Raw genomic sequence first — 18,331 nt, forward strand, 5'->3', positions numbered from 1 at the left:
CCCCCCCCCCCCCCCCCCCCCCCCCCCCCCCCCCCCCCCCCCCCCCCCCCCCCCCCCCGGCTGACCGGATGCGGCGAGGCGGATCATCCGCCTCGCCGCATCGCTGTCCGGGTCGGGGCTGAGGAGTCGGAGCGGCGCTGCGAGCCAACCGGGGGGACTGGTGAACATGCTGGTCAGGACCACAACTCGGCATCTTCTGACAACGGGTGTGGCCACATCGCTGTGATCTGACGCATACTATTGGTGACACACGCGCCGCGATCCGTTTCCGGTGCCGTTCACTACGCGATCAATCGGAGGATCTCGATGACCAAGCCCGCAGAGGCGACCACCACGACCCCGGCGCGCGGGGTCTCGTCGGAGGAGCACACCCTCACCGAATTGCTCGAGATCCAGCGTGCGGCCTTCCTACGCGACGGCATCCCCAGTGCCGACGTCCGCATCGACCGCATCACCCGCCTCGGGGCGCTGCTGCTCGACAATGCCGAGGAGATCGCGGCCGCGCTGACCGCCGACTACGGTTCACGCCCGCGGGATCTGTCGATCGCGGCCGACGTGGTGGGCTGCATGATCGACCTGACCCATCAGCGTCGCGGCGTCAAGGAGTGGATGGCCGAGACCAAGACCGCGAAGGTGCAGAGTGCGCTCGGCTTCAAGCAGCGCGTGCGTCATGACCCGCTCGGCGTCGTCGGCATCATGGGACCGTGGAACTTCCCGCTGCAGCTGACGTTCGTTCCGGCCGGATCGGCCTTCGCCGCCGGTAACCGCGTGCTGATGCGGCCGTCGTCGATCACCGCGAAGACCACCGAGGTCATCGCCAAGCATGCACCCGACTACTTCTCCATCGAAGAGTTCGCGATCGTCACCAGCAAGCACGGCGGTGGCTCCGATTTCGCGAAGCTGAAGGTCGACCACATGTTCTTCACCGGTTCGCCGGAGGTCGGTGCGTCGGTGGCGCAGGAGGCTGCGAAGAACCTCATCCCGGTCACCCTGGAACTCGGTGGCAAGAACCCGGCCGTCGTCGACGTCGACGCCGACATCGACAAGGCCGCGAAGATGCTGGCCGACGCCCGCATGGTCAACGGTGGCCAGGTCTGCCTGTGCCCGGACTACGTCTTTGTTCCGGAGGCGAAGGTCGGCGAGTTCACCGACAAGGTGATCGCCCGCTGGACCGAGAACTTCCCGACGATCTACGACAACCCCGAGTTCACCGCGACGATCAACCAGAAGAACTACGACCGGATCGTCGGCCTGATCGACGATGCGGTCTCGCTCGGCGCGACCAAACATCAGGTCATCCCGGGTGGGGAGCCACTGCCGAACGCCGATCGCCGCAAGATCCCGCCGACGCTGCTGACCGGGGTCAAGGCGGGTATGAAGATCACCGAGGACGAGGTGTTCGGCCCGGTGCTCACGGTGTACCCCTACCGCGATCTGTCCGAGGCGATCAGCCACATCACCGGTGCGCCGCACCCGCTGACCATGTACTGGTCCGGTGATGACAACGATCGTTTCCAGAAGCTGGCCGACAGCACCCGCAGCGGTTCGATCAACGGTAACGACTTCGCACTGCACCTGTTCGGTGCCGAACTGCCCTTCGGCGGCGTCGGCCGGTCGGGTATGGGTGGCTATCACGGCAAGACCGGTTTCGACACCTTCAGCCATGCGCGTGCGGTGGCCTTCTCGAAGATGCCGATGTCGGTGGCGGAGATGATGTCGCCGCCGTTCCGTCCGCGCGACACCAAGATGACCAACAACCAGCTCAAGATGTGGAACTTCTGGAACAAGCGCGCCATCAAGAAGGTGCGCAAACGTCTGGGCTGATCCCCGACGTCGATCTGCCCTTGGCCGGGACCGCATACTGCGGTCCCGGCCAAGCGCTTGCTAGGGTGAAGTCCGATCCGAGGAGGTGTGGTGCCACCACGCAATGCGCAATCAACGCGCCGGGACGAACTGCTGGACACGGCGGGGCGCATGTTCGCCGAGCAGGGTCTGCGGTCCACCACGGTGCGCGACATCGCCGATGCCGCCGGCATCCTCTCGGGCAGCCTCTATCACCACTTCGACTCCAAGGAGTCGATGGTCGACGAGATCCTGCGGGGTTTCCTCGACGATCTGTTCGCCCGGTACCGCGAGATCGCGGCGGCCGGGCAGCCGGCGACGCAGACGCTGCGCGAGCTGGTGATCGCGTCCTTCGAGTCGATCGACGCCAAACGCAATGCGGTGGCAATCTACCAGGACGAGGCCAAACGGCTGGCCGGCCAGGAGCGGTTCGGCTATATCGGTGAGCTGAACACCGAGTTTCGTCAGCTCTGGCAGTCGGTGCTGCAGCGGGGCGTCGACGATGGCGAGTTTCGTGCCGACCTCGATGTGGAGCTCGTCTATCGCTTCATGCGTGACACGGTGTGGGTCGCGGTGCGCTGGTATCGGCCCGGCGGTTCGATGAGCGTCGAGAAGATCGCCGATCAGTACCTGTCCGTCGTACTGGACGGGATCCTGCCGCGCCCCTCCGCCGCGATGTCGTAATACGACAGCGGTAATCGCGGTGTCGTACTACGAAATCGGGATGGGTGCGACGTTCAGTTGGCCTAGCCGGCTCAGCAATCGCGGTGGTAGCAGGTCGCGTCGCCCGAAGTCCTCCAACGGAAGCCGGGATTCGAAGCTCGTCTCGACGTCGTTGTCGTAGAGCACGTCGACCAGATGCAGGAAGCGTTGGGCCGGTTCACTTCCGGCGTCGGTGAGGTCGGTGACCCCGACGACGGTCCAGCGGCGGTACCGATCGGCGAGTGTCAGATAGTCGGTGGCGCCGAGTGGTCGTCCGCACAACTCGCCGAAGTCGACGACCAGCCCGTCGTCATCCGCCCGCAGGACGCGTAGGCGGCGACCGTTGACGTCGATGTGTTCACCCAGGGCGTCCGCACGCCGATCCGCGGTCTCCCGTTCGCCGACGATCCACCGTCCGGCCGAGAATCCCGAGGACGTGTGTGCCTCGGTCCGGTAGTCCACGCCGGCGTCGAGTTCGGCGACCGTGAACTCTCTCTCGATCAGGTGGATCGTCGGTGCGAATCCGTCGTGGAACAGCGGGTTGGGCATGAGTTCGCGAGGTCTCACGTTGCTGGTCACGACCAGCCGCACATGCGCCGCGCGCGCGGCCGCGAACAGGCGGTCGACAAAGATGCCGTCGGCGGGGTCGTCGACCGCGAACTCGTCGAAGCACAGCACGGTGTGTGATCCGAGCAATCGCGCCAGTCCGGCGGGCAGGCTGCCCGCGGTGCGGATGCAGCGATGCAGATCGCGGGTGAATTCATGCCAGTGCAGTCGGAGCGGAATCCCGGCGGGCAGTGCCGCCGTGTAGGTGTCGAGGAGCCAGGATTTGCCGCGTCCGGGCGGGCCGACGAGATAGCACCATGTGGCGTCGTCGGCGAGCGTTCGCGCGGCCTCGAGCTGGCTCGAGTCGAGATCGAAACCCTCTCGGCGGGCGGCATTCTCGAACATATCGGGTGATAGGGCCGGTGGTGTGGCGGTGCGGTGCCGGAACGGTGACCTCATGCCGAAACTCTATCATCGTAGAGTTTCGGTAGGATGTGAGCTATGCCTCGACCAAATCGTCGTCCGGTGATCTGTGATGCAGCGCTGGACCTGGCGGCGACCGGTGGCAATCACGCCGTCACCCACCAGGGCATCGACCGCCACCTCGAACTCCCGCGCGGATCGACGTCCTACTACTTCCGAACCCGCGAATCGCTGATCGCGGCGGCCGCCGACCACCTCGTGGCAATCTCGCAGGACTCGTTCCGACGCCGATTCGTTCCGGCCGACGCCGATGCGGCGGGTGATCCGGTCGAGGTCATCACCGACTACGTCGAGGAACTCCTCACCGACCGGATCCGTGACGTTCGTGCCCGACTCGCCCTCATCGGGGACCCGACCCTGCCCGATGCGGTGGTGACTTCGTTGGCGAACTGCTTCTTCTCGGCGTCGGCCGCCGAGGAGCTGATGCGCTCACGCGGAGCAGTGGATCCCGCCGCCGCGGCAGATCGGCTGCTGATCACGCTGGAAGGAATCATCTTCACCGGCCGCCGCCGACGTGACCGTCTTCGGGCGGTGATCGCCGCCGCGATGTCGTAGTACGAACCGCGGTAATCGCGGTGTCGTACTACGAAATCGGGGGAGGGGCGACCGACCAGCGGACCGGGGTGCCCTCGGCGGCGACGATCGCACCGCGCGACTCCAGGACGATCAGATGTGCGTTGGTTTCGCGCAGGGCCATATAGGCCAGATTCTTCGGTAGGTCGGAGAAGGGCCGTGACCAGGTCACCGATCGCGTGATCTCCCACGGCGTGCTCTCCGGGTGTATCCGGATGGCCTCGGTGATCTCGGTGAGCCGGTCCTCGTGGTGTTCGAGCAGGTGGGTGACGCGATTCGACAACCCGCGGAAGCGATACTCGTGCGACGGCAGCGCTTCGAGGTCTCCGAGCTTCTCAGTATGCGCGAGCGACACCAGGTAGTCGGCCAGCGGATCCGCCGCCTGGAAGCCGTTGGTCGACACATTGGGGCTGATCCTGGGCAGCAGATGGTCGCCGGTGAGGACCACCCCGGCATCGTCGTCGGCGAAGCACAGATGACCCGCCGTATGTCCCGGCGTCCACAGCGCTCGCAGATTCCAGCCGGGCAGATTCAGTGGCTGGTCGTGTTCGAGTTCGACGTCGACGTCGCGCCCGTCGGGCATCCTGGTGAACCAGCGGATACCCGATTCGGCCGGGTCGTCGGGCGGTGCGCCGAGGTAGGCGAGTTCGGCGGCATCCACCTCGATCTGCCGGTCGATCTCGGTGGGAGAGCAATATCGCAGGTGGAGGGCGTCGTTGCGGTGCATCGCGATGACCGGGTCGACGTGTTCGAGCAGCCGGGGCACCAACCCGAAGTGGTCGGGGTGCAGGTGGGTGATCGACACGTGTTTCACGTCGGCGATGTCGTGGCCGGTGACGTGCAGACCGGCGACCAGGGCATCCCACGAACTCTCGGCATTCCACCCGGTGTCGATCAGGGCGACGCCGTCGGGCAGTACGAAGACATAGACGAGGATGTAGCGAAGCGGGTTGTCCGGGATGGGGACGGGAATCGACCACAAGCCCGGGCGGACCTCCTCGACCGGCGGAAACTCCTTGGCAGTCCAGGCCTCTCGCTGACGATGGCCGGTGACCTCGATCGTGTGCATCACGCCTCCTCGGGGCCGACAACGTCGTCGGGATTCGACGCGAAAATAAACATCGGCCCTCCAGCCATACGATCACAGGCCGTCGCCGAGGCTCAACCATGCGTTGCTAGTGTGATCTGGTTAACACGATGCGGGGGCACGATATGAGGATGACCGGACGCAATGACAGCGCAGATGCACACGACCACCGCGACCACGATCGCGACCGCCCGCCGGCACACCATCGGTGACCTCCTCCGACGCACCGCGCGGCGGGTGGGGGACAAGGTCGCGCTGATCAACGGAGACCGAACCCTCACCTTCGCCGAATTCGACGCCGCCGTGAACCGCTGTGCAAACGCGCTCAGCGGACTCGGTCTGCGCAAGGGCGACCGGTTGGCGCTGGTGAGTCACAACAACTGGCAGTACGCGGTGCTCAACTTCGCGACAGCTCGCCTCGGCGTCATCCTGGTGCCGGTCAACTTCGGTCTCGGTCCGACCGAAATCGCCTACATCCTCGACCATTCCGGGGCGAAGGTCGTCGTCGCCGAGGATGCCCTCACCCCGACCGTGGCCGAGGCGGTGGCCGCGTCTGCCGGTGCGGCCACGGTGCGCGCCTACCTCCCGATGTCCGGCACCGACGTCCCGGCGGACTGGCGCAACGCCGACGAATGGATGCTCACCGGTGACGCCACCGAGCCCACCGTGCTCGTCGCCGACGACGACCCGCTGCGCCTGATGTACACCTCAGGGACCGAATCGCGCCCCAAAGGCGTTCTGCTGTCCTCGAAGTCGCTGATCAGTCAATACGTGTCCTGCATCGTCGACGGCGGGATGAGCGCCGACGACATCGAGATCCATTCGCTGCCGCTGTTCCACTGCGCACAGCTCGACTGTTTCCTGTCGGTGGATGTCTATCTCGGAGCCACCAGCATCATCCTGCCCGGACCGGACCCGGTCACCGTGCTCGCCACCATCGAGAAGCATGGGGTCACCAAGCTGTTCTGCCCACCGACGGTGTGGATTTCGCTGCTTCGCCACCCCGACTTCGACACCCGTGACCTCTCCACGTTGCGCAAGGGCTACTACGGTGCCTCGGCGATGCCGGTGGAAGTGCTGCACGAGATGTCTCGCCGACTCCCCGACGTTTCGCTGTGGAACTTCTACGGTCAGACCGAGATGTCACCACTGGCAACGATTCTCGGTCCAGACGAGCAGATCGAGCGAGCCGGTTCGGCGGGGCGGGCGGCCCTGAACGTGGAGACCATCGTCGTCGACGATGACAACAATCCGGTACCGACCGGGGAGGTGGGCGAGATCGTGCACCGCAGCCCGCACGCCTGCCTGGGCTACTACAACGACGAGGAGAAGACGGCCGCCGCGTTCGCCGATGGCTGGTTCCACTCCGGTGACCTCGGCATCATCGACGCCGACGGCTATCTATCGGTCGTCGACCGCAAGAAGGACATGATCAAGACCGGCGGCGAGAATGTGGCCTCCCGTGAGGTCGAGGAGGCCATCTACCGACTCGACGGTGTCGCCGAGGTGGCGGTTTTCGGTGTGCCCCACCCGAAGTGGATCGAGGCGGTCACCGCGGTCATCGTGCCCAAAGTGGATGTCGAGCTGACCGAGGAACAGGTCGAGACGCATCTGGCCGGAATTCTCGCCGGCTACAAGCGTCCGAAATACGTCGTCTTCGCCGACGCGTTACCCAAGAATCCCAGCGGCAAGATTCTGAAGAAGAACCTGCGCACCGATCACGCCGAGATCGCCGGGACATGAGTTCCGACGCGGGTGTCGTCCGGGGAGGACACCCGCGCCGGAGGTCTCAGCCGAGCGCGCCCAGCGTCTTCAATCGTTCGTGGGCCTGGCCCATGATGGATTGGATCAGCGCGTCGCAGGTCGGGAGATCCTCGATCATGCCGACAACCTGACCCGAGGCCAGCACGCCGGCCCGGGTATCGCCCTCGACGAGCCCGGCGCGCAACAGCATCGGAGTGTTGCCCGCCATGATGATCTGCTGCCACGACCGTTCGCCAGAGCGCTTCATCGCCAGGCCGTCACGCACCATGGTCGTCCAGCGCATTCCGGTGAGCTGCTTGAACTCGTTGGCGTTGCGTGCGGCGGCGACCAACGCCTTTGTCGGACTACCGCTCTCCAGAGCCTCGACCAGCGGGGTGCGCAGGACGCGGTGGGGCATACCGTCGACCTTCACCGATACGACCGTGTCGTTGAGGGTTCGGGTGAGGTACTCCTGCTTGACCGAATCCGGTACCGCACTGTCGGCGGTGAGCAGGAACCGGGTTCCCATCGCCACGCCCTCGGCACCGTAGGCCAGCGCGGCGGCCAGGCCGCGACCGTCGAAGAAGCCGCCCGCGGCGACGACCGGCATGTCCGAACCGTTGGCGGCCAGGGCATCCAGCACCGACGGCAACAGCAGGGTGGTGGCCACCGGACCGGTGTGTCCGCCGCCCTCACCGCCCTGCACGATCACCGCATCGGCGCCCCAGGATGCGACCTTGACCGCGTGTTTGGCCGCGCCGATCGACGGAACGACCACCACCCCATGCTCTTTGAGCTTGGCGATCAGATCCTTCTTGGGTGCCAGCGCGAACGAGGCAACCTTCACACCTTCACGGATCAGCAGGTCGATCCGTTCGCCCGCATCGGTGGCATCTGCGCGGATGTTCACCCCGAAGGGTTTGTCGGTCAGTGACTTGGTCTTCGCGACGGCGGCTTCGAGTTCGGGATAGGTCATCGTCGCGGATGCGAGGATGCCCAGCCCGCCCGCGTTGGAGGTGGCCGAGGTGAGCGCGGGACCGGAAACCCAGCCCATGCCGGTCTGCACGATCGGATACTCGATGCCGACGAGCTCGGTGAACTTCGTCGACAGTCCCGCGGCGCGCGCCGGTGTCGGTTGTGCGGAGCCGGTCATCGGACTTCCTTGTTGCGAACACCCTTGGGGTCGAGGACATCTCGAATGAGGGTGAGTTCTTCTTCGGTGGGACGACGGGTCTCGGGGGCATCGGTGAGTCCGGCCACCTCGAAGGAGGTGTTCTCTGCGACCTCGTCGGCGGTGACCCCCGGATGCAGCGACAGTGCACGCATCGTATGGTCCGGGCCGCCGAAGTCGAACACGCCGAGGTTGGTGACCACCCGGTGGATGTCGACGTCGTCGAAAGCCGGGTTGTCCGGATCCACCTTGTCGTATCCGACGCCGCAGACGATGTCCACGGTGTCGGTGAAGACCCGCGCCGTATGGCGCGCAACCCAATAGCTGGTCGGGTGATTGATGGTGTTTCCCGGGGCGCCACGCGATCCGAACATCTGCCGCGTCGGCTGCTGGAGCGGACCGAAAGCGGAGAGGTTCTGATTGCCGAACCGGTCGATCTGGTTGGCGCCCATGACCACATGCCGACGGCCGGAGGCGACCACGTCGAACACCCGCGAGAACGGCAGCCAGCCCTCGATGGGGCCGGTCTTCCCGATCGCCGGGGTCTCGGCGAAGATCAGTGCCTCGCCGTCGGTGATGAGCAGATCGGGTTCGGAGGTGAGCCGCGCCAGGCGCGCGCCGAGAAGCGGCGTCGGGGCCATCGGGGAGGCGAGAATCTCACCGGCACCGGCGAAGATGTCCGCACAGCCGATGACGCAGTATTCGGCGCGGGTGATATCCACCGACGCGGCTGTTGAGGTGGTCACTTGGCGTCCTCCTGTTCACTGCGCCAGGCGGTGACCTCGCGCTGATAGGTTTCCTCGTCGACCTCGAGGAAGCGGCGGGAGAAGGCCGCCCACGCCTCGGGGTCCTTGGCCGATTCCACATAGAACTGCTGGAACTTCTCGTCGCGCGCGTATCCGGAGGCCGCATCGGCGCCGGTAACATGCGGCCCGCTCGCTGCGCTCCCGGCGCCGGTCACATTCGGCCCGCTCGCTGCGCTCCCGGCGCCGGGTCCGGCGAAGGTGAAGTGCGCACCGTTGGGGGTGTGCACCACCCGATCGACATCCATCCTGTTGAGCAGAAGTCGCTGGTGCGGAACCGATTTCACCAGCACCTCGGTGGAGACGAGCTGGTCGGTCTCCAGGTAGCGGCGATCGGCGGCCGCGCAGTAGAGATTGTCGAAGTACGGGTCGATGCCGGTGTAGGCGGCATTGCCGCGGTTGTCGGCCAGATCGAGGTGCACGAAGGCCGCGTCGAGCCGGAGTGCGGGCATCGCGATCAGGGTCTGGGTGCGCCCGTCGGGATCCGGATACGGGGATTCGACGGTCTTGAGCTCGCCCTCCCAGAAGTTGAGGACGTCGGAACCGAGGCCTGCGCGAATGGGCAGGAACGGCACCCGAGCCGCGGCCGCCTCCAGACCGCACTTGACCATGCCCTCGTCCATCTCGCGTACCTCGATGGCGCCGGTGGTGCGAGCGTGGGCGAACCAGGGGTCGTAGAAGGGCGCCGAGTCGAGCGAGACGAAGCCGTAGTAGGCGCGCCGGACCTTGCCTGCGGCACAAAGCAATCCGAGGTCTGGGCCACCGTAGGTCACGATCGTCAGGTCGGAGACGTCCGAACGGGCGAGTGCCCGGACCAAGGCCATCGGCTTGCGCCGGGAACCCCAGCCGCCGATGCCGATGGTCATCCCGTCGCGCAGTTCGCCGATGACCTCGTCGAGGGTGCTGGTCTTGTCGGTGCTGGTCATCTCAGGCGTTTCCTCCATGGCTGTTGGCCGCACTGCTGCGGGGCTTGCCGGTGGCGACGAAGGCATCGCGATGCTCATCGGCGACCCCGGCGAGGTTGAGTTCGAAGGTGAAACCCTGCTCGAGGCGGTAACTGGCCTTCACGTCGACCGGATCGATGTGGTTGATGGCCTCCTTCGCGGCGCGGATCACCCGGGTGTCCTTGACCGCGATCTGCTCGGCGACTTCGAGTGCGGTGTCCAGCAACTGTTCACGCGGTACCACCCGGTACACCGAGCCGAAGTGTTCGAGCTGCTGCGCGGTCACATTCTGCGCGGTGTAGTACAGCGTGCGCATCATGTGCTGAGGCACCAGCCGGGCGAGATGCGTTGCCGCGCCGAGGGCCCCGCGATCCACCTCGGGCAGCCCGAAGATCGCGTCGTCGGAGGCGACGATGACGTCGGCATTGCCGACCAGGCCGATGCCGCCGCCGACGCAGAATCCGTTGACGGCGACGATCACCGGCACCGCGCAGTCGTAGACGGCGGAGAATGCGGCGGCGCAACCGCGGTTGGCGCCGATCAGGGCATCGAATCCCTCGGTCGCCTGCATCTCCTTGATGTCGACGCCGGCATTGAAGCCGCGTCCCTCCGCGCGCAGGATCACCACGTGGGTGTCGGTGTCCTCGCCGGCCGTGGTGATGGCATCGGCGAGTTCGAACCATGCCGCCGATGGCAGTGCGTTGACCGGGGGATAGTCGACGGTCACCGTCACGATCCCGGATGCGGTGCGTGTGGTGGTGATCGGCACCCGTGCTCCTCTCGTCGGATCCGCGTGGCAATGCCGGGGACTCCGGCTCGCACGCAGAACCAAGCAAGTGCTTGGTTGTTTGGTAGGGTAGCACCCATGAGTACGGAGTCGCAGGTGGACGTCGGGCTGGGTGGACGGGTCGTCCTGGTGACCGGAGGTGCCCGCGGGGTCGGAGCCGGGATCACCCGGGTGCTGGCCTCGCTGGGTGCTCGGCCGGTCATCTGCGGACGCCATCCCGACTCGATTCCCGACGATTTGGCCGCGCATCTGTTCATCTCCTGCGACGTGCGTGACGACACCGCGGTCGCGGCCATGATCGAGCGGATTCTCGGCGAACTCGGCCGCCTCGACGGTGTTGTCAACAACGCAGGCGGGTCGCCGTTCGCGCTGGCCGCCGATGCATCGGCACGTTTCACCAGCAAGATCGTCGACCTCAACCTGCTCGCGCCGTTGGCCGTCGCACGGCATGCCAACGCGGTGATGCAGCAACAGGATGGCGGGGGTGCGATCGTCAACGTCTCCAGCGTCAGCGGGCATCGGCCCTCTCCGGGCACCTCCGCCTACGGCGCGGCCAAGGCCGGACTGGACAACCTGATGGGATCGCTGGCCGTCGAATGGGCGCCGCGGGTACGTGTCAACTCGGTGGTCGCCGGGCCGGTGGAGACCGAACAGGCGCATCTGCACTATGGCGACGACGCGGGTATCGCCGCCGTCGGTGCGACCATCCCGATGGGCCGGATGGCCACCCCGGTCGACGTCGGGAATGCGGTTGCATTCCTCCTGTCGCCGCTGGCCGGTTACATCACCGGTTCGACGCTGACCGTGCACGGCGGCGGCGAGCGGCCGGCGTTCCTGGACGCGGCCACGGTCAACAGCGACACCGCACACAACGCCGCGAGTAGCGACACCGTCGGTACCGGCGTGTCGGCCTGACGGGCCGCCGCGCGGTGACGTCGGGTGCCACCTGAACATCGCACTGGATTGAGTAAGAACTCACGCTGGAGAGGAAAGACGTTGGGCGAGAAGTTGAATGAGGGGCGCGTCGCGATCGTGACCGGCGCCGGACAGGGCATCGGGCGCTCGCATGCGCTGGCCTTCGCGGCAGACGGGGCGAAGGTCGTCGTCAACGATTATGCGGCGGATTCGGCGAACGCAGTCGTCGAGGAGATCACGGCGGCCGGTGGTCAGGCGGTGGCTGCCGTCGGCGATGTGGCGGACTGGGCCGACGGCGGTGCCCTGGTGCAGACCGCACTCGACACCTTCGGCGGACTCGACATCCTGGTCAACAACGCCGGTTTCGTGCGGGATCGCATGCTGTTGTCACTCGGCGAGGACGAATGGGATTCGGTGGTGCGGGTGCACCTCAAGGGGCATTTCGTGACGCTGCGGCATGCCGGCGCCTACTGGCGGGGTGAGGCCAAGGCCGGCCGCGCGCGGCAGGCTCGCATCGTCAACACCTCGTCGGGTGCCGGGCTGTTCGGCTCGGTCGGGCAGGGCAACTATGTGGCTGCCAAGGCCGGGATCCTCGGCCTGACGATTCAGGCCGCGGCCGAACTCGGCGGCTACGGCGTGACGGTCAACGCGATCGCGCCGGCCGCGCGCACCCAGATGACCATGGGCGCGGGCGGGGAGATGGCCGAACAGATGGCGGCACCGGCCGACGGTTCCTTCGACGCGATGAATCCGGCGAACATCTCACCGCTGGTGGTCTGGCTCGCCTCACCGGGTGCCGGTGAGGTCAACGGTCGCGTCTTCGAGGTCGAAGGTGGCCGCATCACCGCCCTCGACGGCTGGCAGCGAAGCGCCGAGCAGGACAAGGGTGCCCGCTGGGAGCCCGCGGAGGTGGGGGCCGCCGTGGCCGACATCCTCGCCAAGACGCCGGCGCCGGTGCCCGTGTACGGGGCCCGGTGACCGCTGATCGTGCGGCCGGTCGGATCGCGGTGGCCAGGGCTTATGTCGACGCGCTGGTCAGTCACGATCCGAGTGGGGTGTCGTTGCATCCGGAGTGCACGCGCATCGAACTCGGCGTCAAGACCGGCCGCAGCGGTGCGCATATCGCGCGCAGCCTGGCGCGCGGCCCGCAGTTTCGGTTGATCACCCGGGTGAGCGGGTTCGTCGCCGAGGTCGACGGGCACACCGTCGTCACCCGGTACTTCGTCCATGTGCGGCCGTCGGTGTTGCGACTTGCCGCCCCGGTGTCGGAGACCTTCGTCGTCGACGAGACCGACCGCATTCGGAAGATCGTCGCGCGCTTCGGGTTTCCCCGGCGTCGGCACTGAGCGAAACCCCAGCGGGATAGACGACAGCCACCGGGAGCGACCCGGTGGCTGTCGTCTTTTGTCGTGCTGGGTGCGTCAGGCGCTCGGTGCTCGCACGACCATCGGCACGCCGGGGAAGTACGCGGCCATCTCGGTACGGGACTTGCGTAGCGCGGCAGTGCCGAAACCGTGCTTGCGGTGGTCGGGGTGGATCCAGATCCGGACATCCACCTCGCCGTGCGTGAGTTCACCGAAGACGAAACCGACCTTCGCCGGACCTTCGACGGCGACGAGCCAGACGGCCTCCTCGTTGTCGACGCGGGCGGCCGCCTGGGACAGTTCCTCGGACAGTTCGGTTGCCGGAGCGCCCGATCCGTCGCCCGCGACTCCGAGTTCGTCGGTACGGACCGCGAAGAGGTCGGCGTCGGCGTCGGCGTCGAAGGGGCGCAGGTCGAGGGTGTCGCCGCTGCTGGCGGGTCGCTCGGCCAGCGTGAAGGTCAGCTCGGTGTTCAGATCATCGAGCTCGGCCTGGTTCTTGCGGCGTTCGTCCTTGGTGAGCTGCTTGAGCTTCATGTCCAGGATGGCCTCGGCGCCGAGCTGTGACTTGTCGAGTAACGCGGCGATCGCGGACGCGGCGTCCGCGTGGTTGTCCGCGTCGACGATGGTGTCGAGAACCTCGTGGCGACGCTCGAGTGCGGTGAGCAGGGCGTCGGTGATGTCGCGGCGGGTGGTGGCGAGGTCGAGATCAGTCATGAGTGCGATCCTAAGTCACTACTCGCAGGTAGGCTCGCGCGAAATTCACCGACGCGCCCGAATCGCCACTTGTGGGGAAAGTTAGAACGTGTTCACCATTGGTGCTCGCGTCGTTGTCGGGGTAAAACCCATGTAAAGACGCATGGAATGGCGGGATGCTTTCGCAATTCTGGAACACGTCCTAGTCTGAGTGCATGACGGACGAACAGTTGCAGACGACCGAATTCGATCCGCTGCGCGGCGGCACGCACATGGGGGACCTCATGGTGGCGGCACTGCGTCGGCACGCCAAGCGCAAGGTGCTGGTGCTCGGCGACACCGAACTCACCGGCGGCGAGATGGCCGACGCCATCAGCCGCTACGTGCAAGCCTTTGAGGGGCTCGGTTCGGGGTCGGGGGCCGCGGTCGGCCTGCTCGCGCTCAACCGTCCCGAGGTCCTGTTGGTGATCGGCGCCGGACAATCGCAGGGCTGGCGCCGCACCGCGCTGCACCCGCTCGGTTCGCTCGATGATCACGCCTATGTCCTCTCCGACGCGGGTGTCACCACCCTCGTCATCGATCCGGTGCCGATGTTCGTCGAACGGGCCGTGGCCCTACTCGAGCGCGTCGACAGTCTCAAGCAGATCCTGACCCTGGGGCCGGTCCCCGAGGAACTGGCGGGCGCCGGCCGCGACGTCATCGCCGAGGCAGCCCAGTATCAGCCCAAGCCGCTTGTGGCCGCACAACTCTCACCGGACCACACGGTGTCGATCACCTACACCGGCGGCACCACCGGCAAGCCCAAGGGCGTGATCGGCACGGCCCGCGCCATGGCCACGATGACCCAGATCCAGCTCGCCGAATGGGAATGGCCGGAACACCCGAAGTTCCTGCTCTGCACCCCGCTGTCGCATGCGGGTGCGGCGTTCTTCGTGCCGACCCTGATCAAGGGCGGGCAGCTGGTCGTGCTGTCGAAATTCGACCCGGCCGAGGTGCTGCGGACGATCGAGGAGGAGAAGATCACGGCGACCATGCTGGTGCCGTCGATGCTCTACGCGCTGCTCGATCACCCCGACTCCCGCACGCGTGACCTGTCCTCCCTGGAGACGGTGTATTACGGTGCGTCGCCGATTAATCCGGTCCGCCTGGCCGAGGCCATCGAACGCCTGGGGCCGATCTTCGCGCAGTACTACGGCCAGTCCGAGGCGCCGATGGTCATCAGCTACCTGGCCAAGGACGATCACCCGGGGCCCGGCGAGGACCCCCGTCGCCTGAGTAGCTGTGGTCGACCGTCGGCCTTCCTGCGAACCGCACTCCTCGGCCCCGACGACAAGCCGGTGGCCAAGGGCGAGCCGGGTGAGATCTGCGTCGCGGGCCCGCTGCTCGCGGGTGGCTATTGGGGTCTACCCGAACAGACCGCCGAGACCTTCCGTGATGGCTGGCTGCGAACCGGTGACGTCGCCCGCGAGGACGAGGACGGCTTCTGGTACATCGTGGATCGCACCAAGGACATGATCGTCACCGGGGGGTTCAATGTCTTCCCGCGTGAGGTGGAAGATGTGGTGGCCGAACATCCTTCGGTCGGCCAGGTGGGTGTCATCGGCGTACCCGACGACAAGTGGGGAGAGGCCGTCACCGCAATCGTCGTGTTGCGCGCCGACGCCGATACCTCGGATGAGGCGAAGGCCGCGGTGAGCGCGGCCATCCAGCAGTCGGTGAAGGAGCGGAAGGGGGCGGTGCAGTCGCCCAAACAGGTCATCTTCGCCGAGTCGCTGCCGCTGACCGCGCTCGGTAAGCCGGACAAGAAGGCGCTGCGGGCCCAGTACTGGGCGGGCAACGACCGCGGCGTCGGCTGAGGCCGACCGGGTCTCGATCGCGAAGAGCCCGCCCTCACCAGGTAGTTCACCTGGTGAGGGCGGGCTCTTGCTGATGGCTCGTCGCGGACGGGCGCCGCGAACGGCCTGTCCTCAGGCGACCGGGCAGCCGCCGGAGTAGCTGACGCCAAGCTCTTTGACGCCGTTGAGCCACCCCGACCGAACCCGACGCATCTCGCTGATGCGGGAGATGTCCGGCAAGGTGTCGGCGATCGCGTTGAAGATGAGGTTGAGTTCCAACCGTGCCAGATTCGCCCCGATGCAGAAATGGGCGCCGTTCCCGCCGAAGGCCAGGTGCGGGTTGGGATCTCGGGTGATGTCGAACTCGAAGGGGTTCGCGAAGACGTCCTCGTCGTAGTTGGCCGAGCTGTAGAACAGTCCGACGCGCTGTCCCTTGGCGATGTCCACGTCCCCGATGCGGGTGTCTGCGAGGGCGGTTCGCTGGAAGGCGTGCACCGGAGTCGCCCACCGCAGGATCTCGTCGACGGTGGTCGACGGCCGTTCCTTCTTGTAGAGCTCCCATTGCGCGGGATTGTCGAAGAAGGCGTTCATCCCGTGGGTGGTGGCGTTGCGGGTGGTTTCGTTGCCCGCGGTGATCAGCAGGATGACGAAGAAGCCGAACTCGATCTCGGTGAGGCCTTCGCCGTCGATGTCGGCCTCGATGAGGGTGGTGGTGATGTCGTCGGTCGGGTTCTTGCGGCGCTCCTCGGCCATCGCATATGCGTAGCCGAGAAGTTCGGCATTCGCGGTCGCCGGGTCGATCGTCTGGTCCGGGTCGTCGCTGTTGATGATCGCGTCGACGAGCTCGTGAATGCGTGCACGATCGGCGTCCGGCACACCGATCAGATCCAGAATCGCTTGCAGCGGAAGGTGAATCGCGACGTCATCGACGAAGTTGCCGGTGTCTTTGGCGGCCGCGTCGGCGACGATCTGCTTGGCGGAGGCGAGGAGTTTGTCGTGCAGCGAGTTGACGGACTTCGGGGTGAAGATGCGCGAGACGATCTTGCGCAGACGGGTGTGCTCGGGCGGATCGTGGTTGATCAGCAGGGCCTTGGTGAACTCGATCTGATCGGCGGTGACGTACTCGGGGAGTCGGATGATGGCGCCGTTGGCGTTCGTCGACCACAACTGGCTGTTCTTGGAGATGTCGCGGATGTCGGCATGTTTGGTGATGACCCAGAATCCGCCGTCGTGGAAGCCGCCACCCGTGCCGGGTACCTGGGCGTTCCACCACACCGGGGCGGTCTTCCGCAGTTCGGCGAATTCCTGGATCGGCATGCCGCGTTCGAGCAGATCGGGGTCGGTGAAATCGAACCCCTTGCTGAATGGACATACGTCGGTGGGAGCTGTCATCGCGACATCCTTCGTTGTGCTGCATCCAGGGCGCACGAATGTGTGCCCGATCACCACACCATACAACTATAAGTTGGTTGTATGGTCAAGGGAGGAAAGTCCTAATCAGAGGCGGTTACCGTGCGGTAGACAAGCGGCCGACGTCGGCCTCGGAGGGGTGAATGCGCAGGTGAAGTAGGGTGTTCACCTATGGATTCGACCACTGCCAGATGCCTGGGGATGCGCTGATGCGCACACATGGCTGGGGTGGCCGGCCACCGGTCACCGACGACGAGGCGGTGGCGAGAATCCTCGCCGCGACGCGCACGACCATCGATGCGCGCGGGGTCTCCACGAGCCTCGCCGACGTCGCCCGGGCATTGGGGGTCACCCGCCAGACGGTGTACCGCTACTTCGCCGGCACCGATGAACTGCTGGCCGCCACCGCGTTGGATGCGGTCGACGGACTGCTCAACCGGATGGCCGATCGCCTGCGCGGCATCACTGCGCCGGATGTCGCCATCGTCGACGGCATTGCCGGTGTGCTGGAGGAGTTGGCCGCCGACAATTACGTCGGCCTGCTGTTCCGGCCTGGACATGTGAGCCTGCCGGTGGTCGGTGAGATCACCTCGGAAATGGGGCGGCAGTTCGCTCGCTCGATGGTCGATCGGCTCGATGTCGACTGGGGCGGTGAGGGTTTCGGTGAGGCCGAGCTGGATATCGTCGCCGAGATCGTGTTGCGGGCCTTGCAGTCGATGCTCCTCGACGCCGGGTCACCGCCCCGTACTGGAGCCGATCGTCGGCGATTCCTGGACGTCTGGTGTGGTGCCGCGATCCGCGAACTGGCCGGCCGAAAGTAGGGGACGAAGTTCCTCCCCGACATTTGCGTTCGTCCCCCAGTTGCACCTCGGGGACGAACGCGAAACTAGGGGACGAGTGGTCGTTGCCGGAGTCGGCTACTCAGGGTGGATCGGCGATTCGGGCTCAACGAGGATCGCAGATGACGACCGGGATCGTCCGGTCCGTCCAGGCCGCGTAAGTGTCGAAGTCGGCGTACATCTCGACCAACCGGGGCCACAGTTCGTCGCGTTCGGCGTCGGACGCGGTTCGGGCGGTGAGAGCGAATGTCTCACCACCGACCTGGATTTCGACCTCCGGATGGTCGCGGAGGTTGAGATACCAGGCCGGATGTGATGGCAGGCCACCCTGCGACGCGACGACGACGAAGCCGTCGCCGCGACGCAGGTAGAGCAGTGGTGCGGTGCGTGGCTTACCCGACTTGCGGCCGATGGTGGTGAGCAGACAGACCGGGGTCGGTTTGCGCATCGCGGCACCAACCCGCCAGGTGCCGCCGATCCGTCCCTTGGTGGCTCGATAGAGCGCGGTGTTGGCGCGCGAGCCGACCTTGATGATCTTCGCGACCAGGGGCGAATCCAGCTGGGCCGGACGGTTGTTGGCATCCATGTCGGGTC

Annotated in this window: 18 protein-coding genes; 9 read left to right on the forward strand and 9 right to left on the reverse strand. The window is 66.2% G+C overall.

Annotated features, from left to right (window positions below):
• The first annotated feature begins 306 nt into the window (after positions 1-306).
• A complete protein-coding gene (locus tag QSJ18_RS06825; RefSeq protein ID WP_286325572.1) occupies positions 307-1,824 on the forward strand; it encodes an aldehyde dehydrogenase family protein in 1,518 nt (505 codons plus the stop codon).
• A 90-nt stretch (positions 1,825-1,914) separates the two neighbouring features.
• Positions 1,915-2,526 carry a TetR/AcrR family transcriptional regulator gene (locus QSJ18_RS06830; protein WP_286325573.1) on the forward strand — a complete coding sequence of 204 codons (612 nt, stop codon included), beginning with the start codon at positions 1,915-1,917 and terminating at the stop codon, positions 2,524-2,526.
• 27 nt (positions 2,527-2,553) lie between these two features.
• Here QSJ18_RS06830 and zapE read toward each other — a convergent pair whose 3' ends face one another.
• Positions 2,554-3,549 carry a cell division protein ZapE gene (gene zapE, locus QSJ18_RS06835; protein WP_286325575.1) on the reverse strand — a complete coding sequence of 332 codons (996 nt, stop codon included), beginning with the start codon at positions 3,547-3,549 and terminating at the stop codon, positions 2,554-2,556.
• A 42-nt stretch (positions 3,550-3,591) separates the two neighbouring features.
• Here zapE and QSJ18_RS06840 point away from each other — a divergent pair, with 42 nt between their 5' ends.
• Positions 3,592-4,128, forward strand: coding sequence for a TetR/AcrR family transcriptional regulator (locus QSJ18_RS06840; protein ID WP_286325576.1), 537 nt, complete (start codon positions 3,592-3,594; stop codon positions 4,126-4,128).
• Positions 4,129-4,156: 28 nt separating this feature from the next.
• On the opposite strand, the gene QSJ18_RS06845 is transcribed toward QSJ18_RS06840, so the two are convergent.
• A complete protein-coding gene (locus QSJ18_RS06845) occupies positions 4,157-5,215 on the reverse strand; it encodes an MBL fold metallo-hydrolase (RefSeq protein ID WP_286325578.1) in 1,059 nt (352 codons plus the stop codon).
• A 162-nt stretch (positions 5,216-5,377) separates the two neighbouring features.
• Here QSJ18_RS06845 and QSJ18_RS06850 point away from each other — a divergent pair, with 162 nt between their 5' ends.
• Positions 5,378-6,976, forward strand: a complete 1,599-nt coding sequence (locus tag QSJ18_RS06850; RefSeq protein WP_286325579.1) for an acyl-CoA synthetase — start codon at positions 5,378-5,380, stop codon at positions 6,974-6,976.
• Between the two features lie 46 nt (positions 6,977-7,022).
• Here QSJ18_RS06850 and QSJ18_RS06855 read toward each other — a convergent pair whose 3' ends face one another.
• From QSJ18_RS06855 to echA20, 4 genes are read right to left on the reverse strand one after another with little or no spacing between them, the layout of a single operon-like run.
• Positions 7,023-8,129 carry an NAD(P)H-dependent flavin oxidoreductase gene (locus QSJ18_RS06855; RefSeq protein WP_286325581.1) on the reverse strand — a complete coding sequence of 369 codons (1,107 nt, stop codon included), beginning with the start codon at positions 8,127-8,129 and terminating at the stop codon, positions 7,023-7,025.
• Positions 8,126-8,893 (reverse strand): CoA-transferase subunit beta, encoded by a 768-nt coding sequence (locus tag QSJ18_RS06860; RefSeq protein ID WP_286325583.1) that lies wholly within the window; start codon positions 8,891-8,893, stop codon positions 8,126-8,128. Before QSJ18_RS06860 ends, QSJ18_RS06855 begins: the two co-directional genes overlap by 4 nt.
• Positions 8,890-9,876 (reverse strand): CoA transferase subunit A, encoded by a 987-nt coding sequence (locus QSJ18_RS06865; RefSeq protein ID WP_286325584.1) that lies wholly within the window; start codon positions 9,874-9,876, stop codon positions 8,890-8,892. Before QSJ18_RS06865 ends, QSJ18_RS06860 begins: the two co-directional genes overlap by 4 nt.
• 1 nt (position 9,877) lies before the next feature.
• Entirely contained in the window at positions 9,878-10,663 is a 786-nt protein-coding gene (echA20, locus tag QSJ18_RS06870; protein WP_286325585.1) for a (7aS)-7a-methyl-1,5-dioxo-2,3,5,6,7,7a-hexahydro-1H-indene-carboxyl-CoA hydrolase, read from the reverse strand.
• A 96-nt stretch (positions 10,664-10,759) separates the two neighbouring features.
• Here echA20 and QSJ18_RS06875 point away from each other — a divergent pair, with 96 nt between their 5' ends.
• From QSJ18_RS06875 to QSJ18_RS06885, 3 genes are all read left to right on the forward strand, one after another.
• Entirely contained in the window at positions 10,760-11,596 is an 837-nt protein-coding gene (locus QSJ18_RS06875) for an SDR family oxidoreductase (RefSeq protein WP_286325586.1), read from the forward strand.
• Positions 11,597-11,677: 81 nt separating this feature from the next.
• The gene (locus QSJ18_RS06880; RefSeq protein ID WP_286325587.1) at positions 11,678-12,574 is read left to right on the forward strand and encodes an SDR family oxidoreductase; all 897 of its coding nucleotides are present in this window, start codon (positions 11,678-11,680) and stop codon (positions 12,572-12,574) included.
• The gene (locus tag QSJ18_RS06885) at positions 12,571-12,942 is read left to right on the forward strand and encodes a hypothetical protein (protein ID WP_286325588.1); all 372 of its coding nucleotides are present in this window, start codon (positions 12,571-12,573) and stop codon (positions 12,940-12,942) included. The genes QSJ18_RS06880 and QSJ18_RS06885 overlap by 4 nt, the downstream gene beginning before the upstream one ends.
• A gap of 75 nt (positions 12,943-13,017) precedes the next feature.
• On the opposite strand, the gene QSJ18_RS06890 is transcribed toward QSJ18_RS06885, so the two are convergent.
• Positions 13,018-13,674: a GNAT family N-acetyltransferase gene (locus QSJ18_RS06890; RefSeq protein WP_286325589.1), complete on the reverse strand. Its 657-nt coding sequence runs from the start codon at positions 13,672-13,674 to the stop codon at positions 13,018-13,020.
• 194 nt (positions 13,675-13,868) lie between these two features.
• Here QSJ18_RS06890 and fadD8 point away from each other — a divergent pair, with 194 nt between their 5' ends.
• Complete coding sequence (fadD8, locus tag QSJ18_RS06895) at positions 13,869-15,509, forward strand: fatty-acid--CoA ligase FadD8 (protein ID WP_286325590.1); 1,641 nt, start codon at positions 13,869-13,871, stop codon at positions 15,507-15,509.
• Between the two features lie 111 nt (positions 15,510-15,620).
• On the opposite strand, the gene QSJ18_RS06900 is transcribed toward fadD8, so the two are convergent.
• Positions 15,621-16,880, reverse strand: a complete 1,260-nt coding sequence (locus tag QSJ18_RS06900; protein ID WP_286325591.1) for a cytochrome P450 — start codon at positions 16,878-16,880, stop codon at positions 15,621-15,623.
• A 227-nt stretch (positions 16,881-17,107) separates the two neighbouring features.
• On the opposite strand from QSJ18_RS06900, the gene QSJ18_RS06905 reads away from it, so the two are divergent.
• Positions 17,108-17,719 (forward strand): TetR/AcrR family transcriptional regulator, encoded by a 612-nt coding sequence (locus QSJ18_RS06905; protein ID WP_286325786.1) that lies wholly within the window; start codon positions 17,108-17,110, stop codon positions 17,717-17,719.
• 124 nt (positions 17,720-17,843) lie between these two features.
• On the opposite strand, the gene QSJ18_RS06910 is transcribed toward QSJ18_RS06905, so the two are convergent.
• Positions 17,844-18,323: a nitroreductase family deazaflavin-dependent oxidoreductase gene (locus QSJ18_RS06910; protein WP_286325592.1), complete on the reverse strand. Its 480-nt coding sequence runs from the start codon at positions 18,321-18,323 to the stop codon at positions 17,844-17,846.
• Positions 18,324-18,331 lie beyond the last annotated feature (8 nt).

The organism is Gordonia heveisoli (genome assembly GCF_030315745.1).
In the GTDB taxonomy this organism is placed as follows: domain Bacteria; phylum Actinomycetota; class Actinomycetes; order Mycobacteriales; family Mycobacteriaceae; genus Gordonia.

What these genes read in the sequence shown, in the direction of transcription:
- QSJ18_RS06845 (WP_286325578.1), bottom strand. Translation starts at nt 5,215, where the DNA reads ATGCACACGATCGAGGTCACCGGCCATCGTCAGCGAGAGGCCTGGACT.
- QSJ18_RS06850 (WP_286325579.1), top strand. Translation starts at nt 5,378, where the DNA reads ATGACAGCGCAGATGCACACGACCACCGCGACCACGATCGCGACCGCC.
- QSJ18_RS06825 (WP_286325572.1), top strand. Translation starts at nt 307, where the DNA reads ATGACCAAGCCCGCAGAGGCGACCACCACGACCCCGGCGCGCGGGGTC.
- QSJ18_RS06890 (WP_286325589.1), bottom strand. Translation starts at nt 13,674, where the DNA reads ATGACTGATCTCGACCTCGCCACCACCCGCCGCGACATCACCGACGCC.
- QSJ18_RS06910 (WP_286325592.1), bottom strand. Translation starts at nt 18,323, where the DNA reads ATGGATGCCAACAACCGTCCGGCCCAGCTGGATTCGCCCCTGGTCGCG.
- QSJ18_RS06865 (WP_286325584.1), bottom strand. Translation starts at nt 9,876, where the DNA reads ATGACCAGCACCGACAAGACCAGCACCCTCGACGAGGTCATCGGCGAA.
- fadD8 (WP_286325590.1), top strand. Translation starts at nt 13,869, where the DNA reads ATGACGGACGAACAGTTGCAGACGACCGAATTCGATCCGCTGCGCGGC.
- QSJ18_RS06840 (WP_286325576.1), top strand. Translation starts at nt 3,592, where the DNA reads ATGCCTCGACCAAATCGTCGTCCGGTGATCTGTGATGCAGCGCTGGAC.
- QSJ18_RS06900 (WP_286325591.1), bottom strand. Translation starts at nt 16,880, where the DNA reads ATGACAGCTCCCACCGACGTATGTCCATTCAGCAAGGGGTTCGATTTC.
- QSJ18_RS06905 (WP_286325786.1), top strand. Translation starts at nt 17,108, where the DNA reads ATGCGCACACATGGCTGGGGTGGCCGGCCACCGGTCACCGACGACGAG.
- QSJ18_RS06875 (WP_286325586.1), top strand. Translation starts at nt 10,760, where the DNA reads ATGAGTACGGAGTCGCAGGTGGACGTCGGGCTGGGTGGACGGGTCGTC.
- QSJ18_RS06855 (WP_286325581.1), bottom strand. Translation starts at nt 8,129, where the DNA reads ATGACCGGCTCCGCACAACCGACACCGGCGCGCGCCGCGGGACTGTCG.
- zapE (WP_286325575.1), bottom strand. Translation starts at nt 3,549, where the DNA reads ATGAGGTCACCGTTCCGGCACCGCACCGCCACACCACCGGCCCTATCA.